This window comes from Xanthomonas bonasiae (genome assembly GCF_017163705.1).
GTDB lineage: Bacteria > Pseudomonadota > Gammaproteobacteria > Xanthomonadales > Xanthomonadaceae > Xanthomonas_A > Xanthomonas_A bonasiae.
In genome coordinates this window covers 1-21,958 of the sequence record NZ_JAFIWB010000001.1, presented here as the reverse complement: position 1 = coordinate 21,958, position 21,958 = coordinate 1, and the positions used below count along the sequence as shown (strand labels likewise).

The following is a 21,958-nucleotide window of genomic DNA, read 5'->3' as shown; positions in this document are numbered from 1 at the left end:
GCCGTGGCGAGGATTAGGCGTGGACATCATCGAGGCATTGCTCGCACCACCGCCGGAGACCTCGCTGTCACATGCAGGCGGGATCGCTGCGCGCCATCTGGGCAGCGCGGAGTTCCGACGTGCGCATGGGGTCAGGTATGCCTACTACGCGGGCTCGATGTACAAGGGGATCAGCTCGCCCGATCTGGTGCTGGCCTTGGCAAACGCCGGCGTGCTGGGGTTCATCGGCACTGGTGGGTTGTCGCCGGACAAGGTCGAGCGCGCGATCGATGCGGTGCAATCGCAATTCGGCGGCGAGGCCACATACGGCATCAACCTGCTCTGCGACTACGTCGACCCGGTACGCGAGGAGCGGCTGGTGGACTTGTATCTGCGGCGCGGCATTCGCACCGTGGAAGCCTCTGCGTACTTGCGGGTGCTGCCCAGTGTGGTGCGCTATCGCTTCAGCGGTGCCGGTCGCCGCGCCGACGGCAGCGTGTTCGTGCCCAATGCCGTGATCGCCAAGGTATCGCGCCCAGCCGTGGCGGCACAGTTCATGCGGCCGGCGCCGGTGGAGATCGTGCAGGCGTTGCGTGCGAGTGGCGCCCTGTCTGAGGGCGAGGCGGATGCCGCGTTGCACGCCCCGGTCGCGGCAGACATATGTGTGGAGTCCGATTCGGCCGGGCATACGGATCAGGGCGTGGCATCGGTCCTAGTGCCGGCGATTCAGGACCTGCGCGACCGTATCCTGGCCGAGTATGCGCTGCTGCCGAATGCGCCACGCCCATCGATCCGCGTCGGGATGGCCGGCGGGCTGGGTACGCCGCGCGCCATCGCCGCTGCGTTCGCGATGGGGGCGGACTTCGTCGCCACCGGCTCGATTAATCAATGCACGGTCGAGGCCGGCACTAGCGACGTGGTCAAGGACCTGCTGCAGGAGGCCGACGTGGACGATACCTGTCTCGCGCCGGCCGGGGATATGTTCGAACTCGGCGCGCGAGTACAGGTGCTCAAGGCCAAGCTTCAGTTTCCCGCGCGCGCCAACAAACTCTACGAGTTGTACCAGCGGCTCGAGGGGATCGACGCGCTGGACGCGCGTACCCGCGCGTTGCTGGAGGACAAGTACTTTGGCAGGAGCCTGGATGAGGTATGGGAGGAGACCTGCGCCTATTGTCGACGCGCCTGTCCGAGGGAACTGGACAAGGCTGAGCAGTTGCCCAAGCACAAGATGGCATTGATCTTCCGCTTTTACTTCGTTCGCACCACCCGCCTCGCCCTCGATGGGAATGCGCAGGAGCGGGCCAATTTCCAGATTCACTGCGGCCCGGCAATGGGTGCCTTCAATCTGTGGGTGCGTGGAACGCCGCTCGAGTCCTGGCGCGCGCGGCGGGTGGCGCAGATCGCCGAGCGCCTGATGGAGGACGCCGCTGCGGCGTTGGCGACGCGCTTGCGCGCACTTTCGGAAGCATCGCGATGAGCACGAATAACCCCGGTTCCCCGCCCGTCGCTCTGGCAGAAGCGTTGATGCCCGAGCGCACCGAGGCTGGATTGGCTGCGTTGCCGTCGTCGGCGCGGCAAACGCAGCCGCTGGCGATCGCCGGTGCGTCCACCGCTCCATTGCTGGCGGTGTCTGGTCTGTGCAAGACCTTTGGCAACCATGCGGTGGTCAAGGACGTCTCCTTCGAGGTCGGAGCCGGTGAAGTATTCGCCTTCCTCGGCCAGAACGGCGCCGGCAAGACCACGACCATCAAGATGTGCGTGGGTTTGCTGTCGCCCGACGCCGGCCGTATCCGCATCAATGGGCTCGATCCGCAAAAGGACCGGGGCGCTGGCGCCGCGATCGGCGCATTGCTGGAAGGCAATCGCAACATCTACTGGCGGATGACGCCGTTCGAGAACCTGCGCTACTTCGGTGTGCTGAAGGGGATGTCGATCGCCGAGGCATCGGCGCAGGCCCGCGCGCTGCTGGAGCGGTTCGGCTTGAGCGGCAGGAGCCGTCATCAGGTGCACCAGCTTTCGCGCGGCATGATGCAGAAGCTGGCCATCGCGGTGGCCCTGCTCAACCGCCCGCGGGTCCTGTTCCTGGATGAGCCCACGCTTGGGCTGGATGTGGGCTCGGTGGCGCAGATGCTCGACATCATCCGCGAACTGGCAGCGGAGGGCTCGGCGATCGTGTTGACCACGCACCAGCTCGACATCGCCGAAAACCTGTCGGATCGGATCGCGATCATTCACCACGGCAGCGTCGTCAAGACATCGCGCACCCAGGAGCTGACCCGCGAGTATTCGCCGTTCGGTTACGAGATTTGCATGGCGCAGGCGCTGGACGCCGACGCAAAGGCGCGCCTCGAGGGCCGCTTCGATGCGCGCGTGGTCGGCGAAAAGGTGTACCTGCCCGACGAAGGCGAGTTGCTCTACGAGGTGCTGCAGGCGCTGCGCCCGGCCGCGGTGGAGCATGTTGGCCGACGCAAAGCCGACCTGACCGAAATATTCCTGCGTCTTACAGGGGAGCACGTGGATGCTTAGGCTTTTCTACATCGAACTGATCCGCTCGTTCGTGCTTAACCTGCGCTACCCGGCCAACTTCGTCAGTAGCCTGGTGCTGAACACGCTGATGTTCTATGGCCTCTTCATGGGCGCGCAGTACCTGTCTGGACAGCAGGTGTTCGGCGAACGCCTGGATACGATGGTGGTGGGCTATTCGGCCTGGGTGCTTGTCACCAAAAGCGTCAACAAGACCCCGATGGCGATCCAGCAGGATGCCGACACCGGCGTGCTGGAGAGCCTGTTCCTGTCCGGCTACCGCAAGGATGCGATGTTTCTGATCCGGGCGCTGGCCGAGAGCGTGAGCGATGTCGTCACGGTCGTGCTGATCGTGTCGCTGCTCGTGTTGTTCACCGGCAGCCGCATCAATCTATCGCCGTGGGTGGTGCTCCCGGTGGCCACGCTGGTCCTTTCGGCGATCGGCATAGGCATGTTGATCGGTGCGTTCGCGCTACAGGTAAAGCGCGTCAGCGCGATCCTGCCCGCCGTCCAGCTGCTGACCCTGGCGTTGATGTTCACCCCGTTCGAAAGCCTGACAAGCGGCTGGGCGCAGTACCTCAAGCCGCTCGGCATGGCGCTGCCGATGGTGCCTAGCGTGGTGTTCCTGCGCCAGTTGTTGGTGTACGGAACGATGGACCCGCAGACGCTGATGCAGGCAGTGGCGAATGCGGTCGGCTACGTGGTGGTGGGAATAATTTTCTTTAACTTGATGATTCGTCGGGTCAAGCGCAAAGGCTTGCTCGGGGGGCACTGACGACGGAGGTGGAGGATGGCGAAAACCATGGGTATCTATTGCAAGGCTTACCTGCTTGCGCAACTGCGCGGCTACTCAAAGTGGGAAGAAAAAGCCGAAGCGGTGCGGCCGGCCCCGGCAAGCGGTAGTGCCACGGCCGTGCCGCGGGCGCTGACCGACGCGGACATCGTGTATGTCCAGGAGAATTACGTGGTCACCGACGACGTGTACAAGGACGAGTACGTGCTGTTCGACGCCGTAGACGCGGACTGGATCGCGTTCTGCGAACAGCAATTGGGCTTCGCCGTTCCGGCAGAGGTGCTCGAAGCAGCGCAGGAGCACGGCGCATGAGCGGGGATACGAGCGAATTGGTTGAATTCCTTGCCGCGCAGCCGCGCAGGGTGGCGATGCCACGTTATGCCGACGCGCAGGAGTTGCGCGACAGCCTCACCCGCGACTACGTGCTGCTGCGCTTCACCGAAACCCGCGGCGAGACCGAACTGGGCGTACCCCTGGAGCGCGCGCGCTGCGACCTGAGCGGCGCGGATTTCGACGCCGGACGCGGTGAAGTGGTGCTGGTTGGGCGCCTGAGTCTGGATTTCGTCGATGTGGAGTGCGAGGCGACGCTGGATCTGTCCTCCTTGACCGGTGTGGGACGTCTGCGGCCGCTGACGGTTCCCGCCTCCTGATCACCCAAGAATTTCAATAGTTGAACGGAGCCGACACGATGGAAGAGATGTCCGATGACCGCATCTATGTGGTTGTGGTCAATCACGAGGAGCAGTACTCGATCTGGCCGGAAGGCAAGGAAATTCCCCTGGGCTGGCGCGATGCCGGCAAGCAGGGCAAGAAGGACGAGTGCCTGGAGTACATCAAGGAGGTGTGGACGGACATGCGCCCGTTGAGCCTGAGGCAGCGCATGCAGGCGGGCGGCTAAGCCGGTGCGATCGACTTTGTCATACGCGGACGAGGGACGGAGTACATGAGCGCCCACTACCGCACCGTGGTCATCGGCGGAGGGCCTTCTGGCACCGGGCCACTGGTGTACGGCGCCTGGTCGGGTAGATTGCCGGAGCTGCTCGGTCGCGGTCTGGCCCTGGTGGAGGGCTCCGACAGTCTCTGCGCGGGTCGTCTCGGCCACTATCAGATCAACTCCAACTCGACCGGTGCGACCTTCGTCGAGTGCCTGGAGCACGGCACCGCATCGCCCTTCCTGCGGCGCAGCCTGGAGGCGTCCGCGCGTGCGCGCGTGGCCGAGTATCGCGATCGGGTGCTGCCTCTGCCACTGGCCGGCGAGCTGCTCGATGAAATCGGCCGCGATCTGCAGGACGCATTCGCGCAGTTTCCCGAGTCGAAGGTGTTTCTGGGCACCCATGCCGAGCAGATCCGGATAGTGATGCCCTCGCAGTTCGAGATCACCTTGCGCGATACGCGGTCGCATGAGCTGCGACGCGTTTCCTGCCAGCGCGTGCTGATGGCCACCGGCGGCAACGCCCACGTGCCGCGGCGGGTAGGCGCGGCATTGGCCGCGGCGGCGCGGCGCAACGGCGCCGCCGAATCGCCGCTGATGATGAGTTCCGACCGGTTGCTGCAGGCCGATGGCCTACGCGCTGCGCAGGCCTGGCTCGACGGCTACGACGCGCCGGTGGTGGCGATCGTCGGAGGCTCCCACAGCGCCTTCGCCTCCGCCGGCCTGCTGCTCAAGCAATTTGGCGACGACCTGCTGACCGAGCACGGTGCGATTGCGCTGCTGGCCCGTGCCGCTCCTAAACTGTTCTACGACACCTGCGCGGACGCCACTGCCGACGGCTATGCCGCCTACGCCGACGCCGATGTCGGAAAACGCGGCCAGGTCTATCCGATCGCAGGCCTGCGCGGCGATGCCAAGGACCTGTACCGGGCGATGATCGGACTCGGCGGCTGCGGGCCTGAGCCACGTGTGCGCCTGCTGGAGCTGCCCAGCTGCGACGCGGCCTACGATGCGGTGGACGTGGATTGGGAGCGGCTTGCGTTGGTCGTGTTCGCCAGTGGCTACACCATGCCGGAAGTGCCGATCGTCAACGCGCGTGGCGCCCCGGTGTCGCTGCATGGCCACTACACCGACGTCTATGTCGATCAGCAGAGCCGTCTGCTCGATGCGACCGGAGCGCCGCTGCCTGGCCTGTACGCGGTGGGCCTGGCGACTGGCTTTTCGCCGGTGGAAATGCTGGGCGGCGAATCGACCTACAGCGGCAAGGAAAACAGTGTCTGGCTGTGTCAGCACATGCTGGGCGAGACGCTGTTCGACGCATTGGCACGTGATTGAACCAGGACCCAACCTCACCATGAGCATCGCCGGCATCATTCGCAATCTGGCCGATAAAGACATCCGGCTGTGGCTGGACGGCGACGTACTGCGTTACGACGCGCCTGCCGGTGGACTGCCTCCGGACGTTCGCGCGGAGATCGTCGCCCGCAAGGCGCAGATCGTCGACTTCCTGCGCACGCTGGGCGAGGGCGAACGCAAGGCGCTGCCGCGGCGGCCCGAGGGCGGGCGCATCCCATTGTCGGTCGGGCAGGAGCGGCTGTGGTTCCTGTTCAAGCTGGAGGGCCCCAGTTCGGTCTACAACGTGATGACGTGCGTGGAACTGGATCAGGCACTGGATGCCGCCGCCTATCGCTGCATGCTGGCCGATATCACGCGGCGTCACCAGGCCCTTCGCACGCGCTTCGCAGAAGATGCCGACGGGGTTCCCTATGCAGTGGTGGAGCCCGCAGTGGAACTGACGATTCCGACCATCGATTTGTCGGGAATCGCCGATGCGCGCGTGCGCGGCGACGAAATCCGCCGCATCGTGGTGGAAGAGGAAACACGGCGGTTTGACCTGGCCAGCGGGCCACTGCTGGCTGCCTCGTTGATCCGCCTGCCGGGCAAGGGCAGCGTGGTGCTGCTCAACTGCCACCATATCGCCGTGGACGCATGGTCGATGGGCATCATCGGCAAAGAACTTCACCAGCGCATAGCCGCGGCAGGCGATCGCGCGCCGCCTGTGTCGGCGCCGCCGGTCGACTACCAGTATGCGGACTTCGCCTACTGGCAGACACAGCGCCTGGCCTCCGGTGGCTTCGATGGCCAACTGGACTATTGGGAGAACCAGCTGCGCGGCGTGCCACCGCTCCTGGATATGCCGACCGACTATCCACGCCCGGACCGGCAGCGATTCAAGGGGCTGACGGAGAAGCTGCTGTTGCCGGCAGACACTGGCGTCCGGATGAGGGCGTTGTGCCGCGGGCGCGGTGCGACCCTGTTCATGGGGTTGCTGGCTGCCTACGACATTCTGATCTCGCGCTACAGCGGCCGCGAGGACATCGTGGTGGGCTCCGCGCTGAGCGCACGCACCCATCCCGACATGCATGGCGCGGTGGGCATGTTCACCAACACCGTGACGCTGCGCAATCGCGTAGACGGCGCTGTCGGATTCCTCGAATTGCTCGATCGCGTGCGCCTCACCACCCTCGAAGCTCAAGCCAACCAGGACGTGCCGTTCCGGGCGGTGGTGGAGAGGACCGTGGGCAAGCGCAGCCTCAGTCATTCACCGCTGTATCAGGTCTCGTTCGCGCTGAACAACGCCGCCGAGGAATTGGTCAATGCCGAGATCGCGCTCAGACAGGAGACGTATTGCGATAACGACGGCGTGCTGACCAGCACAGTCAAGGACGACCTGAGTCTGCAGGTCCGTGTGCTGCCGCAGCACCTGGAACTCAAGTTGAGCTACGACACCGCGCTGTTTTCCCGCGGCACCGCGCTGCGAATGCTCTCCCATTACCGCATCCTGCTCGATTCGATCCTGGCGTCGCCAGAGCGGCCGGTGCGTGAGCTGCGCATCGTCGACCAGGCCGAGCGCGACTGGCTGATCGCCCAGGGCCAGAACCCGATGCCGGGCTATCCGTCCGAAACGGGCCTGCACGAACTGTTCGCCGCCCATTGCGCGTCCGCGCCCGATGCCATTGCCGTGCAGCACGATGGCTTCCAGCTGAGCTACCTCGCCCTGGACCGCTGGTCGGACGCGCTGGCGGTGCGGCTGCTCGCCGCCGGCGTCGGCCTGGGACACCGTGTTGGCCTTTGCGTGAAGCGAACGCCGGAGATCGCCGCTGGCATCCTTGCCATCCTCAAGCTCGGCGCGTGCTACGTGCCGCTGGATCGCGCCTATCCGGCACAGGCGCTGGACCAGATGATCGAAGACTCGGAACTGGCGCTGATCCTTCACGACAGCGCGGAAACGCCGTGGAGCGGCAGCGCGGCGAGCCTGCGATTCGACCGCTCAGAGGCGGCGCGCAGCATCGCCGTTGCCGGCGTCTTCACCGACGCTGCGCGCGGCGGTGGCGATCTGCCGGCCTACGTCAACTACACGTCCGGCTCGACCGGACGGCCCAAGGGCGTGGAGGTCAAGCACCGCAACGTGGTGCGGCTGGTGTGCGGCACCAATTATGTCGCGCTGGGCGCGGAGGACGTCTTCCCGCAGATTTCCAACCACTCCTTCGATGCCTTCACTTTCGAGGTCTGGGGCGCGCTGCTCAATGGCGGAAGGCTGGTCCATGCCGATCGCGACGACCTGCTCGAACCCGAGCGATTCGGCGCGTTCCTCCGCGGCAGCAAGGCCTCGGCGATGTTCGTCACCGCGGCGCTGTTCGGCCACATCGTGCACGTATGCCCGACCGCGCTGCGCAGCGTGCGCAACGTGCTGGTCGGCGGCGATGTGGTCGGCATCGACGCCCTGCGCCGCATCCACGAGCACGGCCGGCCCGAGCGCCTGCTCAACGGCTACGGTCCGACCGAGAACACCACCTTCAGCACGACGTTCGAATACGGCGATCCCGCGTTGCTGCACCGCTGCACCATCGGCACGCCGATCGGCAACTCCACCGCCTACGTGCTCGATGACCATCTGGATCCCGTGCCGAGGGGCGTGACCGGCGATCTCTATGTCGGAGGCGACGGCGTAGCCATCGGCTACGTGCGTCGGCCCGATCAGACCGCATCGCGGTTCCTGCCCGATCCCCATGCCAAGATCGCAGGCGGGCGCATGTACCGCACTGGCGACCGGGTGCGCTGGAACGAGGAGGGTCAGCTCGAGTTCCTCGGCAGGCTCGACAATCAGGTCAAGATTCGCGGTTTTCGCATCGAGACCGGCGAGATCGAGAATCGGCTCAGCGCCCATCCGGAGGTGCGCGACGCGGCCGTATTGGTAGAGACACTGGCCGGCGGAGACAAGCGACTGGTCGCCTACCTGTCGCTCGATGGCGGCGAACATGCGCTGGAGCGCGTACGCCGGTCCATGAAGGACGAGCTTCCGGACTACAAGCAGCCATCGGCCTACCTGGTGATGGAGAGGCTGCCGCTGAACCAGAACGGCAAGATCGACCGCGCGCGGCTGCCTGCGTTTGGCCAGGATGGCACGCACAGGGGTATCGCCCCCCGCGACGCGGTGGAGAAAGCGGTGGCCGAGGTCTGGTGCGAACTGCTTGGGCGCGAGCGGGTCTGCATCGACGACAACTTCTTCGAACTCGGCGGGCACTCGCTGATGGCGATCACTGCCAGCGTCCGCTTCAAGGACCGGCTGGGAGTGCAGGTCGGCACCCGCGACATCTTCGAGCTTCCCGTGCTGGCCGATCTGGCCGAATTCCTGCGCGAGCGGCCGCGCCAGCAGATCGCCGCGCTGCCGCCGTTGATCCATGCCAGCCGCCGCCAGCGTTCGGTGCCATCGTTCGCGCAGCAGCGCTTGTGGTTCGTCGAGCAGATCGAAGGCCCCAGCGCGCTCTACCATATGCCGATGACGATGCGCCTGGATCGGCGCTTCGGCGAAGACGCGGTGCGTCGGGCGCTGGCGGCGTTGCAGTGCCGGCACGAATCGTTGCGAACGGCTTTTACCGAGGTCAACGGTATCCCGCGCGCGGTGGAGGCGCGCGAGATGCCGGTGCCGCTGCGGGCAGTGGACCTTGGGAACCTTGGTGCGGCCGGCGCGCGCATGGTCGAGCAGCGTTGCGAAAAATTGATCGGCGACGCTATGCAGGAGCCGTTCGACCTGGCCCAACCACCCCTGTATCGCGCCTTGCTGCTGCATCTGCCCGATGGCAGTCACCTGCTGGCGCTGACCTTGCACCATGCCATCTGCGATGGCTGGTCGATGGGTATCCTGCAGCGGGAGTTGGCGGTGCTGTTGGACGATCCCGAGGCCGCGCTGGCGCCGCTGGCGTTCGACTACGGCGACTATTCGCACTGGTACCGTGCGTGGCTGGACGGTGGTGCGCTCGCGCCGCACATCGAGCATTGGCGAGCGCGCCTGCGCGATGCGCCGCCACTGCTTTCGCTTCGGCCGGGCGAGCCGCGGCCAGCCGAGCGCCGCCAGGAAGGCCGCACCATCGAAGCCAGGTTCAGCGAAGAGCTGATCCTCAGCCTGGAGGCGCGCGCTGGCACCAGAGGCTGCACTTTATTCATGGCGATGCTGGCGGCTTTCAAGATCCTGCTCGCGCGGCATAGCGGTGGCGACGACATCGTCGTCGGTACGCCGGCGGCGAACCGTCCGCTGGCCGCGCTGGAAGGCATGGTGGGCCTGTTCGTCAACATGCTGGCGCTGCGGACGCGCATCGATACGAGCGAGTGCTTCGACAAGCTGCAGGACCGGGTGCGCGAGACCGCCCTGGAGGCCTATGAGCATCAAGGTGTGCCGTTCGAGCAACTGATCGAATCGTTGGGCGTGGCCCGCAACCTCAGCTACGCACCGCTGATCCAGATCGTGTTCGCGCAAGAGAATTTCCTCGGCGGTGGCAACGGCGAGGGCGTCGAGGCGACTGCGCTGCGCAGCCGCAACCGAACCGCCAAATTCGACCTCAACGTGGCCTTCGAGCGCCTGCGCGACGGAGCGCGGCTGTATTTCGAGTACGACGTGGATCTGTACAGCTACGGGTTCGTGCACGGTTTGATCGAGGAGTATCGGCAGCTTTTGCAGAACTGCGTGGAGGCGCCGGATATTCCGCTCGCGCGCCTGTTGCCGCAGGCGATCGTGGCCGTGCCCGCCCAGGCCAGCGTGGCCGCACCGCCTTCGCGGGAGCCGCCGCGGACCCAGACCGAGCAGGCCATCGCCGCAATCTGGTCGGAGCTGCTCAAACTGCCCTCGGTCGCTCGTGGCGATAACTTCTTCGCTCTGGGCGGGCATTCGCTGCTTGCCTCGCAAGCCTGCGCGGCAATCAACGAACGGCTGGGAACGCAGCTGCGGATCCGTACGTTCTACGCCAGCCAGGACCTTGGGGCGCTAGCCGAGGCAGCTGACGCCGAGCTCGGCGCCGGCGGTTTCGAGGAGGCGACGGCCGAACTCAACGGAATCGATCTGGACGCGATCGACGTTGATGCGATAAGCGAGGAAGAGGCCGGGCGCCTGTTGGCCCTGTTGCAGGAACGTGGAGCGGGCTAGTGAACACAATCGAACCCCAACCGGCGCTGTCCGCCAAGCAAGCGCTGATGCAAGAGATCGAGCGCCGTCGTCGGGTAAGCCGGCAGGCGCCGCATGCGATACCGGCGCTGCGTGCGCCGGACTACCCGCTGTCGCCGGCGCAGCGGAGGCTGTGGTTCATCGATCGCATGGAGGGACCCAACGCGGTCTACAACCTGTCGTTTTGCCTGGGTGTAGCCGGCGAGCTCGATGATGCGGTGATGGCCGCAGCGGTTCGCGCTCTGGGCGGGCGCCACGAGCTCTTGCGCAGCGTCTACAGTGACGTCGCCGGCGAGCCGCGCCAAGTAGTGGTGCCGGGCTTGAGTCCGTACTTCCAGGCCGGTGTGTGCACCGACGGCCAGATCGAGGAGCATGCGGCACGCGAGCGTGGTCACTTGTTCGACATCGCCACCGAATCTCCGCTGCGCGTGCTCGTCCTTCGGGTTGGCAAGCAACGCAGCGCGCTGGTGCTGACCATGCACCATATTGCGTCGGATGGTTGGTCGCTGGGTGTGCTGATACGCGACCTATTCGAGCTGTACCGCAGCGAGCGCGAAGGCATCGCGCCGCGCTTGCCCGAGCTGGAAATCCAGTATGGCGACTATGCACGCTGGCAGGCTACAGGCCAGGATGGTGATGATGAGGCGCTGGCCTATTGGAAAGCGCACATGCACGGCGCTCCGCCGGTGCTGGCCCTGCATTCGGACCGCCCGCGCCCGGCACGTGCCAGTTATCGCGGTGGGCTGGTGCCGAGCCGCATCGACGCGGCGACGATGGCAGCCGTCAATTCTCTGGCCGCGGAATCTGGCACCACCGCGTTCGTGGTGCTGATCGCCGCGTTCTACGTGTTGCTAGAGCAATACAGTGGGCAGAAGGACCTGGTCGTGGGCGTGCCGCACGCCAACCGGCGACACCGCGAGACGGCCAATCTGATTGGGTTCTTCGCCAACACGCTACCACTGCGTGCCTGGGTGGACACCGGTGCCAGCTTCGCCGACCTCCTGGCCCGAACCCGCGACTCGGTACACGCACTGCAAGAGCATTCGGGCGCGTCATTCGAGCGGCTGGTGGAGGAGCTCAAGCCCGATCGCAGTCTAAGCTACGCCCCGCTGTTTCAGGTCAGCTTCGGCTACGACACCTCGCAGAAGCCAAGGGGCGGGGAAGGGGAGCCGGAAATCGAACTGATCCAGACTCAGGGCGAAGTGGCCAAGTACGACCTGAGCGTGAGCCTGGCCCCCGAAGCCGGTGGCGTGGCGGGCTATTGGGAGTACAGCAGCGATCTGTTCGACCCTGACACGGTGCGGGCCATGGCCACCAGCTACGCGGCGCTGTTGGCCGCGCTAGTGGCGCAGCCGCAGCGCCGCATCGGTCAGATCGATGCGCATGCGCGCAACGGCGATCCGATGCCGACGCACTGGCAGGGGTTGTCGCGAATCTCGCGGACGGGCCACGTGGTCCGCGCCATACGGTTCCAGGCCGCACGGCGGCCGGATGCAGTGGCCGTGCGTTGCGGAGGCCGTCAGTTGAGTTATGCCGCGCTGGTCGCACGTGCCGACCTGCTGGCGGCGGAACTGATCGACCGCGACGTCGGCGCCGAAGACCGTGTTGCGTTGTGCCTGGACCAAAGCGAATGGTTGCCGGTGGCGATGCTGGCCGTGGTCACGGCGGGCGCCGCCTACGTCCCGATCGATCCGCGCACACCGGCGCAACGACGTGCGGCCATCCTCGCCGACAGCGGCGCGAAGCTGCTGATCGGCTGCGGCATGGTCGATGATGCCGAGAATCACAATGTACCGGTGCTGGACGCGACACAGCCGCCACCGCCGGTGCACTTGGACGCGTCGTTGCCCGTACTCGATGAGGTGGATGGGCACAGGCTCGCCTACGTGGTCTATACGTCCGGCACCACCGGCACGCCGAAGGGCGTGGCGGTCTCGCACTCCAATCTGGCCAATCTGTGCGATTGGCATCAGCGCGCATTCGATGTCGATGCCGACGCGCGCGCGACCCAGGTCGCAGGCGTGGGATTCGACGCCATGGCCTGGGAGGTATGGCCCTATCTCTGCGCGGGCGCATCGGTGAGCCTGATCGAGCGCGAGACGGCGATGCATGGCGCGGAGCTGGCGTCGGTGTTGCGCGACCTGCGCGCCAGCCACGCCTTCGCGCCCACGCCCGTCGCCGAGAGCCTACTGCGGGCGATGGCGCACGCGCCTTCGCTGTCCACGTTACTGGTCGGCGGAGATGCGCTCGCGCCGTTGGCCGCGTTGCCGCCGGGCTTGCGCGTGGTCAACAACTACGGCCCCACCGAAACCACCGTTGTCGCCACGTCCGGCGACGTCGAAGCCGGTCCGTCGCCGCCACCGATCGGAGGGCCGATCGACAACGCCACCGCCTACGTCGTCGACGACTGGCTGCGTCCGGTGCCGCCGGGCGTGGTTGGAGAATTGTGCGTCGGCGGCAGCGGTGTGGCGCGCGGCTATCTCGGGCGCCCCGACCAGAGCGCCGAGCGCTTCGTCCCCGATCCTTTCGCGGCGCAGCCAGGTGCGCGCATGTACCGCACCGGCGATCTGGTGCGCTGGCGTCGCGACGGCAGTCTGGATTTCATCGGCCGCACCGACTACCAGGTCAAGATTCGCGGCTATCGCATCGAACTGGCCGAGATCGAACAGGCGCTGGCGCATCACCCCGGCGTCGAGCAGGCCGCGGTCCGGATGGCCGGCGAAGGCGCCGCCGCGCGCCTGGTCGGTTACGTCGTGCCGCAGAGCGTGCAGATTCCGGCGCTGCGCCAGACCCTGGCAGCGCGACTGCCCGATTACATGGTGCCGTCGCAACTGCTGGCGCTGGAGCGCTTCGCGCTGACCCACAACGGCAAGATCGACCGCGCCGCGCTGCCGGTGCCCGAGCCGTCCGCGTCCGGCGGCGGCGTTGCGCCTGCCAACGAGCGCGAGCGCGCGCTCGCCGCGATCTGGTCGGAATTGCTCGACATCGCATCGATCAGCCGCGACGACAGCTTCTTTGCACTGGGCGGCCATTCGCTGCTGGCGGCGCGGATGATCGACCGCGCCCGCACCCAGTTCGGCGTCGCGCCGGGTCTTAAGGAGTTGTGGTCGGCGCCGACGTTGAAGGCGTTCGCCGACCGTTTTGATCACACCGCCGACGGCGCGCCCACCGCGCTGCCGCGAATCGTCCACGATGCGGCGGGGCGCCATGATCCGTTCCCGTTGACCGACATCCAGCAAGCCTATTGGGTGGGCCGCTCCGACGCGTTCGAGATGGGCAATGTCGCTGCGCACGCTTACGCCGAGTTCGATCTGCGCGGCGATTTCGATCCGCGCGCCTTCGAGGCGGCGTTCAATACGCTGATCCGCCGCCACGATATGTTGCGCATGGTGGTGGCGGACGGGCGCCAACGCGTTCTGGCCGAGCCTGGCCGTTATACGTTGCGCTTCGACGACCTGTCCGAATGGAGCCCGGAGCAACGTGCGGCGCAGCTGTTGTCGGTGCGCGAATCGATGTCGCACCATGTGTTCGTGCCTGACCGTTGGCCGTTGTTCGATGTCCGCGTGACCCGCCTGAGTACGGATACGCACCGGTTGTACTGGAGTTTCGATGGCCTGCTGATGGACGGCTACAGCCAGCGAATTCTCGTCGCCGAACTTGCGACGCTGATGCGAGACCCGCAGGCGCCGCTGCCGGCGTTGGAGACAACGTTCCGCGACTATGTGCTGGGACTTGAGGAGTTGCGCGACGGCCAGCGCTACCGCGATGCGCGCGAGTACTGGATCGCGCGCCTGGACGAGTTGCCGCGTGGGCCGGAACTGCCGCTGGCGATGGATCCGGCGCAAATCGACAAGCCGCACTTCGAGCGGCGCGAGTGGCTCATGGACAGCGATCGCTGGCGCCGCCTCAAGCGCCGCGCTGGCGAGGCCGGCCTGACGCCGTCGGCCGTGTTGCTGACCGCCTTCGCCCAGGTCCTGGCAAACTGGAGCCGCGCGCAGCGCTTCGTCATCAATCTGACGACGTTCAACCGTCTCGACCTGCACGCAGACGTACCGCATATGCTCGGCGACTTCACGTCGCTGACCCTGCTGGAAATCGACTGCGCTGCAGGTCCAGCCTTCCTTGATCGAGCCCGTGCCGTCCAGGGCCGGTTGTGGAGCGATCTCGAACACCGTTATTTCAGCGGCGTGGACGTCATGCGCGAACTGCGCCGGCGTAGCGACGGCGAAGCGAATATGCCGGTGGTGTTCAGCAGCATGCTCGGAATCGAGAGCGGCGGACCATCGGCGTCGGGAGACGATGTCGAGCTCGCCTTCGCGGTTTCGCAGACCTCACAGGTCTGGATCGACCACCAGGTCAGCGAAAGAGAAGACGGCCTACACACCGCTTGGGACGCGGTGGAAAAACTGTTCCCGGCCGATTTGCTCAGCGACATGTTCGCCGCCTATCGGCAGCTGGTTGAGCGGCTGGCCGACGACGACGCGGGCTGGAACGGCGCTGAACTTGTCCCCATGCCGCAGTCGCAGCAGCGAGTGCGGGAGCGGGTCAATGCCACCACGACGCCTTGGTCGCAGACCCTGTTGCATGCCGGTTTTCGCGAACGCTGCGCGCTTGCGCCCGAGGCCATCGCGGTCATTCAGGGCGAATATCAGCTCAGCTATGCGCAACTCGCGCAATTGGCGCGTCACTACGGTCGCAGGTTGCGCGCTGCGGGTGTGGCGCCCAACCAGCTGGTCGGCGTGGTCATGCGCAAGTGCTGGCAGCAGGTGGTCGCCGTGCTGGCGATCCTGGAGGCCGGCGGCGCCTATCTGCCGATCGACGCCGACTTGCCGTCCGGACGCATCGCGCAGTTGCTGATCGTCGGCGAAGCCGCGATCACGCTGGTGACCGAGGACTTCCAGCCTGCATCTGACTGGCCGGCATCGACCCGGTCGTGGGTGATCGACGCCGCTGCGTTGTCGCTGCCGGCCGAAGCCGCGCTGGTGCCGGTGCAGACGTTGTCGGACCTCGCCTACGTGATCTTCACCTCCGGATCGACCGGCGTGCCCAAGGGCGTGGTCATCGATCATCGCGGCGCCGCCAATACTGTGGAGGACATCAACCGCCGTTATCGTGTCACCGCAGAAGACCGCGTGCTGGCCCTGTCCTCGCTGAGCTTCGATCTGTCGGTGTACGACATTTTCGGCCTGCTCGCCGCAGGCGGCGCGATCGTCTTGCCCGAACGCGGAGGCGAACGCGATCCAGCGCACTGGAGCGAGGCGATGCGCCGGCATCGCGTCAGCCTATGGAACACGGTGCCGGCCTTGATGCAGCTGCTGGTGGACGAGCACGAACAGCGCGGCAGCGCGCTCGCCGACAGCCTGCGCGACGTCATGCTCAGTGGCGATTGGATACCGGTCACCTTGCCCGAACGCATCCGCGCGCTGTCGCTTGACGTGCGCGTGACCAGCATGGGCGGCGCCACCGAAGCGTCGATCTGGTCGATCGAATATCCGATCGGCGAAATCGATCCGCAATGGCGCAGCATTCCCTACGGCACACCGCTCGCGAACCAGACCTATCATGTCCTGCACGTCGATCTGCGGCCTTGCCCGGATTGGGTCTCCGGCGATCTGTACATCGGCGGCATCGGCGTAGCGCTGGGCTATTGGAAGGACCCGGCCAAGACCGCGGCCAGTTTCATCGATCATCCGCGCACCGGAGAACGCCTCTACCGCACCGGCGACCTCGGTCGCTACTGGCCGGACGGTAACATCGAATTTCTCGGGCGCGAGGACAGCCAGGTCAAGGTCCAAGGCTACCGAATCGAGCTGGGCGAGATCGAAGCGGCGCTGGCGCGGCATCCGGACGTGCGTGAATGCGCGGTCATCGCCCTCGGCGAAGCGAGCCGGCATCGGCGTCTGATTGCGTACTACGCGCCGATGGTCGACCCGCAGTTCGAAAAGGCGTCATTCGTTCTGCAGCGACCTGGACTACGAGACTGCAACGCGGACGCGGTCGAGATCGCGTTGGTGCGCTGCGGCGACCAGGGTCTGATGCTGGCCTGGCCGCACGCCGGGATGCGGCCGCAAACCGATGCGCTGCCGCCCGGGTTCAACCTCGACGATCTCGGCGCGTGGCTCGGCGCGCTCGGCGCGACGTCGATCCCTGGCGAGCCGCTGCCGAAGTTCTATTATCCGTCGTCGGGCAGCATCAACCCGATCCAGCTCTATCTCGAAGTCGGCAACAACGCGGTGTCCGGATTGGACGCCGGTCGCTACTACTTTCATCCCGAACGCCACCGCCTGGTGCGATTGCCCGCGACCGGAGCCGCGTCGGCGCCGCCGCGGCCGGGCTTGCGCATGCATTTCGTGGCAGCGCTCGACGCGCTGTCCTCTTCCTATGGCGCAGTCGCCGGCGGCGAGCTGTGCGACGTGGAATGTGGCTACATGCATGAAATGCTCGCCCTGCGCGGACTCGCCTGCAATCTATCGCTGGAGGCGCAGCAAGGCGTGCCGGCCGGATTGGAATCCGAACTGGCGTTGTCGCCTCGGCACCGGGTCGTGCTCAGCCTGCAAGCGCGTGCGGCGCCTGCGGGGGCCATTGCCCGGCGGCAGTATCTGCACGCACTCGAACGTCAAAGCTACCGTACGTACGCACCGCGTGCGACCTGCACGGCGTCGTTCCTGTCGATGCTACGCCATGCCGACACCGCATCTGAGGGTGATTTGTCGATTTATGTGCGCGTCGAGGACGGCGCATTGCAGGACACTGCCGCCGGTCTGTATCGCTATCGCGACGGGATGCTGGAGTGGTGTTCGGCGATCGGGCCCAGACCGTCCTCGCGTGCGGGAGAACGCCGGATCGATCCAAACGTCGGTTTCGCCCTGCTGTTCGTGGGCGGGGAAGACGCGGCAGGGCGCCTGCAAGCCGGCTCCCTGGGCCAACGTCTGATGGTGGCCGCACCGGCGCACGGAATCGGTCTGTGTCCGCTCGGACGCTTGGATCGCGCTTGGCTTCCCGAGGCGTTCGATGCGCAGCGCCATCCTATCGTGCACACCTTGTTCGGCGGCGCGATTGAGCAGGCGCAAACCGAACGCTGGCACCTGGGGGACGTGCCGATCAGGGCGCAGGTCGCCAAGATCGCAGCGCGCGGTGTTGGCCTCGGCGCCCGTCTGCGCGCGGCGCTGGCGGACGAGCTTCCAGCGTACATGGTGCCAAGCGTTTTCGTCGAGATCGATGCGCTGCCGCTGACCGGCAATGGAAAAGTCGACCGCAAGGCGTTGCCCGCGCCGGCCGCCGCCGGCAACGCCGAGGACGTTGAGGACGCAGGGGACCATGCGCGCCCGGATTCCCGCACTGCGGAGCTCGAGGCCGCGTTGAGCGGGATCTGGAGCGACGTGCTGGATGTCGCCGACGTTGCCCGCCACGACCAATTCTTCGATATCGGCGGCGACTCGCTGAAAATTGTGCAAGTGCAGATCCGCCTGCGCTCGCTGTTGAAGGTTGAGGCGACGCTGGCCGAACTTTACCGCCATGCCACGCTCGCGGACCTCGCGCGACTGCTGGTCGCGCGCTTGCCGGAGGCGGCGGCGCAGCGCGAGCGCGACGCCGAAGCCCAGGGCGAATCGGTGGTTGCGCAGATCGCCCGCCGGCGTCAGTGGATGTTGCGCGTGGCGGCGATGAGCGACGAGCAGGTTGCCCAGGCGTTGGCCCTGGCGCACAGCGATGCCGGCGCGACGATCATTCACGCAGCGCAGGAACCCGCCCATGTCGTTTGAAATGCAGGCCACACCCGGAGCCGCCCGGGCCCGTGCCGAGCTGCTGTCCTTGCTCGAGCAGGGTCGCCTGGATCCGCAGGCGCTGCCGCCGCTGCCGGGGCATCCTTTGTCCGATGCGCAGTACCGGATATGGCTGGCCGATGGCGCCGGCGGTCCCAGCACGCTGTTCAACTTTCCCAGCATCATGGCGATGCGCGGCGAGTTCGGCGTCGATGTTCTGCAGCGTAGCTTCCAGGCAGTGGTCCGGCGACACCTCGCGCTGACGGCAGCGTTCGTCGAATGTGACGGCGAGCCGTGGCAAGTCTTCCACCCGCAGCTGACGCTGACGATCCCGCTGATCGATCTCTCCGCGCTGGACGAAGCCGGACAGCGCGAACAAATCGAACGCCTGATCGAAGACGAGGTTAACCATGTCTTCGATTTGGCGCAGCCCCCGCTGCTGCGCGTGACGCTGGTTCGCCAGGCCGGCGACCGCTGCCACCTGCTGATGAACATGCATCACATCATCGCCGACGGGGCGTCGAGTTCGATCCTGATGAGCGAGCTGATGGAATCGTTGCGTGCGAATATCGAGCGCAGGGCGCCCGCCTTGCCACCTCTGGACGTTCAGTACAGCGACTACGTGTATTGGGAGCAGGCGTCCTTGGAGGGCCCATCTGCCGCAAGGACGCTCGCTTACTGGAAAGGGCGCCTGTCCGGTTGCGAAACACTGCGGCTGCCGCTCGACCGACCGCGCCTGGAGCGGCGCGACCTGCACGGCGCGAGAGTCACCCGCCCATTGCCGCAGGCGATCGTCGCTTCATTGCAGGACACCTGCCGACACACGAGGATGACCACCTTCTCCGTGCTGCTCGCGGCCTTCAACCTGCTGCTGTCGCGCTACCACGGCGGAGAGGACATCTGCGTCGGCACATCCGCGGCCAATCGCCCCTTGCCCGAGCTTGAATCACTCATCGGACTGTTCGTGAACCAATTGGTGCTGCGCAATCGGGTGTCGCCGGAACAAGGGTTCTCCGAACTGGTCAGACACGTCGCGGAAACCACGATCGACGCACTGGCGCATCGTGACGTGCCTTTCGATCGGGTGGTTGCCGAATTCCCGCACATGCGCGAGTCGGGAACGTCGCCGCTATTCCAGGTGCTGTTCCTCCACAACAATCATTCCCGACAGAAGTTCAGCGGAGGAGGGTGGCTGGACGTCGAGCCCGTCGCGGTCACCAATGAGGTCGCCAGGTTCGATATCACCTTGATGATGGCCGAGTCCGAAAGCGGCATCGACGCCGAATGGACCTATCGCACGGACATCTTCGACGCTTCGACGATCGCGCTGATGGCTGCCCGCTACGAGGCGATGCTCGGACGCTTGCTTGCCGAATCGGCACGCCCGGTCGCCGAAATCGATATGTACACCGACGACGAACACAGAAGGCGGAGAGAGGAAATGAACGAACGACTGGAATCGCGGGCGGGCAGATTCGTGGCCGGACGCAGGCGCGCGGTCAACATGGCTGAGATCGAACTGGTCCAGGAACGTTCCCTGGACGAGCGCCCAGGAGCCCCGTTGCTGGTCACTCCGGGCCACGAAGGCGTGGATCTGGCCGAATGGGCGGCGGCAGATTTGGCGGGCATCGAGCGCCGCCTGCACACGCACGGCTCGATCCTGTTCCGCGGCTTCGACATCACGTCCATCGAGCGCTTCGAGCGTTTCGCGCGCTCGGTGTGCCCGCAGCTCGTCGGCGACTACGGTGACCTGCCCAAGGAAGATCGCGGCGAGAAAGTCTACAAGTCCACCCCATACCCGGAAGACAAGGCGATCCTGTTCCATAACGAAAGCTCGCATACCCATCGTTGGCCGATGAAGCAGTTCTTCAGCTGTCAGGTCGTGGCGGCGCAGGGCGGCGAAACGCCGATCATCGACTGCCGCGAAATGTTCAAGCGCGTGCCGAGGCAGATGATCGAACGGTTCGCCGAGCGCGGATTGTTGTACGTGCGCAACTTCATCGAAGGCCTGGACGTGAGCTGGCAGGATTTCTTCAAGACCGATGACCGTGTCGCGCTCGGTCACAGGCTCGACGCGTTGGGCATTGGATACGAATGGACCGGCGAGAACAGCCTGCGCACCCGCCAGCGCGCGAGCGCGGTGGCTTGCCATCCGCGTACCGGCGACTGGGTGTTCTTCAACCAGTTGCAGCTGCATCACGTCGGCTATATGGAGCCGGTGGAGCGCGAAGCCTTGCTTGAGTTGTTCGACCTGCGCGATCTGCCGCGCAATGTGCTGTACGGAGACGGTACGCCGATCGAGGACGAGGTGATCGCCAGGATCGGCGAGCTCTACGACGAGATGGCGATCAGCTTCCCATGGCAGAGCGGCGACGTGCTCATGGTCGACAACATGCTGGTCGCCCATGGCCGCTCGCCGTTCAAGGGGCCGCGCAAGGTGATCGTGGCGATGGGCGACATGCTGTCGTCATCCGACCTCCCGCAACCGCCACTGCCCCCGGCAGCCTGAGACGCGAATACGCATGGAATATCTGGGTTCGAACATGTCCGATTGCACCGCCGCCACCGGTTACCCCTTGTCCCTGCAGCAGTCGCGCAGTTGGCGCTGGCAGGGTGCGTGCTGGTGTCGCAGCCAGTGCGCGGTCCTGATCGAGGCATCGGCGGCATCGGCGCGCGAGCGGGTTCGGCTGGCGCTGCCGCGCCTGGTGGCGGCGCACGAGATCCTGCGCACGCGGTTCGTGCGCCCGTCGGGGCTGAAAGCGCCCTTGCAGACGGTGATCGGATCGGCACAGGCGGCGTTGACGGAGGCGGACTGGAGCGGCGAGGCGGATTGGCGCGCAAGCCTGTCGGCGTTCTATGCGCAGGCCCTTTCCTCGCCGCAGGACGCGAATGCGCCGCTGCTGCAGGTGTGGTGGCTGAGCCTGGGCGACGACCGTGCGGTGTTGCTGGTGAGCGCCTCGGCGCTGTGCGCCGATGGCGTGGGCGTGCTGCGCCTGGCGCAGGCGCTGCTGGAAGGGGCGGTACCCGATCCGGACCAGACCTTGCAGTACATCGACGTGGCCGATGAATTGTGCGCCGCCCTGGAGAGCGATCACGGCCGCGAAGGGCTGGCGCACTGGTCGCGGCAGCGCGCATTGCAATGGGAAGACGGGTTGGTTTCCGCGGCGCTGACCGAAGAGGGCGAGGCCCCCGGTGAAGTGCACGACGCCTGGGTGCTGCCGCCGGCGCAGGCGCAGGTTCTGTCCGCCGCGCCGGGCGGCGCGCGCGCCTGGCTGCTGGGTTGCTGGCAGCTGCTGCTGCAGCGTCGCCTGCGGCAGGACGACGTGGTGATCGCGGTGGCCTTCGATGGCCGCAGCGACGAGCAACTGGCCGATGCGATCGGTCCGCTGACCCGCTATTTGCCGCTGCGCGCGGCTGCCGACGCGGCGCCGCGCCTGCCTGGCCGCGCGACAACGCTGGCGCAGGCGTTGGCAGAG

11 protein-coding genes are annotated in these 21,958 nt (G+C 66.2%); all 11 read left to right on the top strand.

What is annotated here, in order from left to right:
- Nucleotides 1-19: 19 nt before the first annotated feature.
- Entirely contained in the window at nt 20-1,456 is a 1,437-nt protein-coding gene (locus JR064_RS00055) for a PfaD family polyunsaturated fatty acid/polyketide biosynthesis protein (protein ID WP_206228412.1), read from the top strand.
- A complete protein-coding gene (locus JR064_RS00050; RefSeq protein WP_206228411.1) occupies nt 1,453-2,505 on the top strand; it encodes an ABC transporter ATP-binding protein in 1,053 nt (350 codons plus the stop codon). Before JR064_RS00055 ends, JR064_RS00050 begins: the two co-directional genes overlap by 4 nt.
- The gene (locus JR064_RS00045) at nt 2,498-3,277 is read left to right on the top strand and encodes an ABC transporter permease (RefSeq protein ID WP_206228410.1); all 780 of its coding nucleotides are present in this window, start codon (nt 2,498-2,500) and stop codon (nt 3,275-3,277) included. The genes JR064_RS00050 and JR064_RS00045 overlap by 8 nt, the downstream gene beginning before the upstream one ends.
- A 15-nt stretch (nt 3,278-3,292) precedes the next feature.
- A complete protein-coding gene (locus JR064_RS00040; RefSeq protein ID WP_206228409.1) occupies nt 3,293-3,607 on the top strand; it encodes a hypothetical protein in 315 nt (104 codons plus the stop codon).
- A complete protein-coding gene (locus JR064_RS00035; protein ID WP_206228408.1) occupies nt 3,604-3,945 on the top strand; it encodes a hypothetical protein in 342 nt (113 codons plus the stop codon). The genes JR064_RS00040 and JR064_RS00035 overlap by 4 nt, the downstream gene beginning before the upstream one ends.
- A gap of 38 nt (nt 3,946-3,983) precedes the next feature.
- A complete protein-coding gene (locus JR064_RS00030) occupies nt 3,984-4,193 on the top strand; it encodes an MbtH family protein (RefSeq protein WP_241092776.1) in 210 nt (69 codons plus the stop codon).
- Nucleotides 4,194-4,238: 45 nt separating this feature from the next.
- Nucleotides 4,239-5,561 (top strand): FAD-binding protein, encoded by a 1,323-nt coding sequence (locus JR064_RS00025; protein ID WP_206228407.1) that lies wholly within the window; start codon nt 4,239-4,241, stop codon nt 5,559-5,561.
- 19 nt (nt 5,562-5,580) lie between these two features.
- Nucleotides 5,581-10,704 (top strand): non-ribosomal peptide synthetase, encoded by a 5,124-nt coding sequence (locus JR064_RS00020; RefSeq protein ID WP_206228406.1) that lies wholly within the window; start codon nt 5,581-5,583, stop codon nt 10,702-10,704.
- Nucleotides 10,704-18,482 (top strand): non-ribosomal peptide synthetase, encoded by a 7,779-nt coding sequence (locus JR064_RS00015; protein ID WP_206228405.1) that lies wholly within the window; start codon nt 10,704-10,706, stop codon nt 18,480-18,482. Before JR064_RS00020 ends, JR064_RS00015 begins: the two co-directional genes overlap by 1 nt.
- Entirely contained in the window at nt 18,472-20,991 is a 2,520-nt protein-coding gene (locus JR064_RS00010; protein WP_206228404.1) for a condensation domain-containing protein, read from the top strand. The genes JR064_RS00015 and JR064_RS00010 overlap by 11 nt, the downstream gene beginning before the upstream one ends.
- Before the next feature lie 34 nt (nt 20,992-21,025).
- Nucleotides 21,026-21,958, top strand: a 933-nt coding sequence (locus JR064_RS00005; protein ID WP_206228403.1) for a condensation domain-containing protein, incomplete at its 3' end; no start/stop codon positions are given.

Bases quoted from the DNA above. Each gene is read 5' to 3' on its own strand.
- JR064_RS00050 (WP_206228411.1), top strand. From the start codon at position 1,453: ATGAGCACGAATAACCCCGGTTCCCCGCCCGTCGCTCTGGCAGAAGCG.
- JR064_RS00045 (WP_206228410.1), top strand. From the start codon at position 2,498: ATGCTTAGGCTTTTCTACATCGAACTGATCCGCTCGTTCGTGCTTAAC.
- JR064_RS00040 (WP_206228409.1), top strand. From the start codon at position 3,293: ATGGCGAAAACCATGGGTATCTATTGCAAGGCTTACCTGCTTGCGCAA.
- JR064_RS00035 (WP_206228408.1), top strand. From the start codon at position 3,604: ATGAGCGGGGATACGAGCGAATTGGTTGAATTCCTTGCCGCGCAGCCG.
- JR064_RS00030 (WP_241092776.1), top strand. From the start codon at position 3,984: ATGGAAGAGATGTCCGATGACCGCATCTATGTGGTTGTGGTCAATCAC.
- JR064_RS00025 (WP_206228407.1), top strand. From the start codon at position 4,239: ATGAGCGCCCACTACCGCACCGTGGTCATCGGCGGAGGGCCTTCTGGC.
- JR064_RS00020 (WP_206228406.1), top strand. From the start codon at position 5,581: ATGAGCATCGCCGGCATCATTCGCAATCTGGCCGATAAAGACATCCGG.
- JR064_RS00010 (WP_206228404.1), top strand. From the start codon at position 18,472: ATGTCGTTTGAAATGCAGGCCACACCCGGAGCCGCCCGGGCCCGTGCC.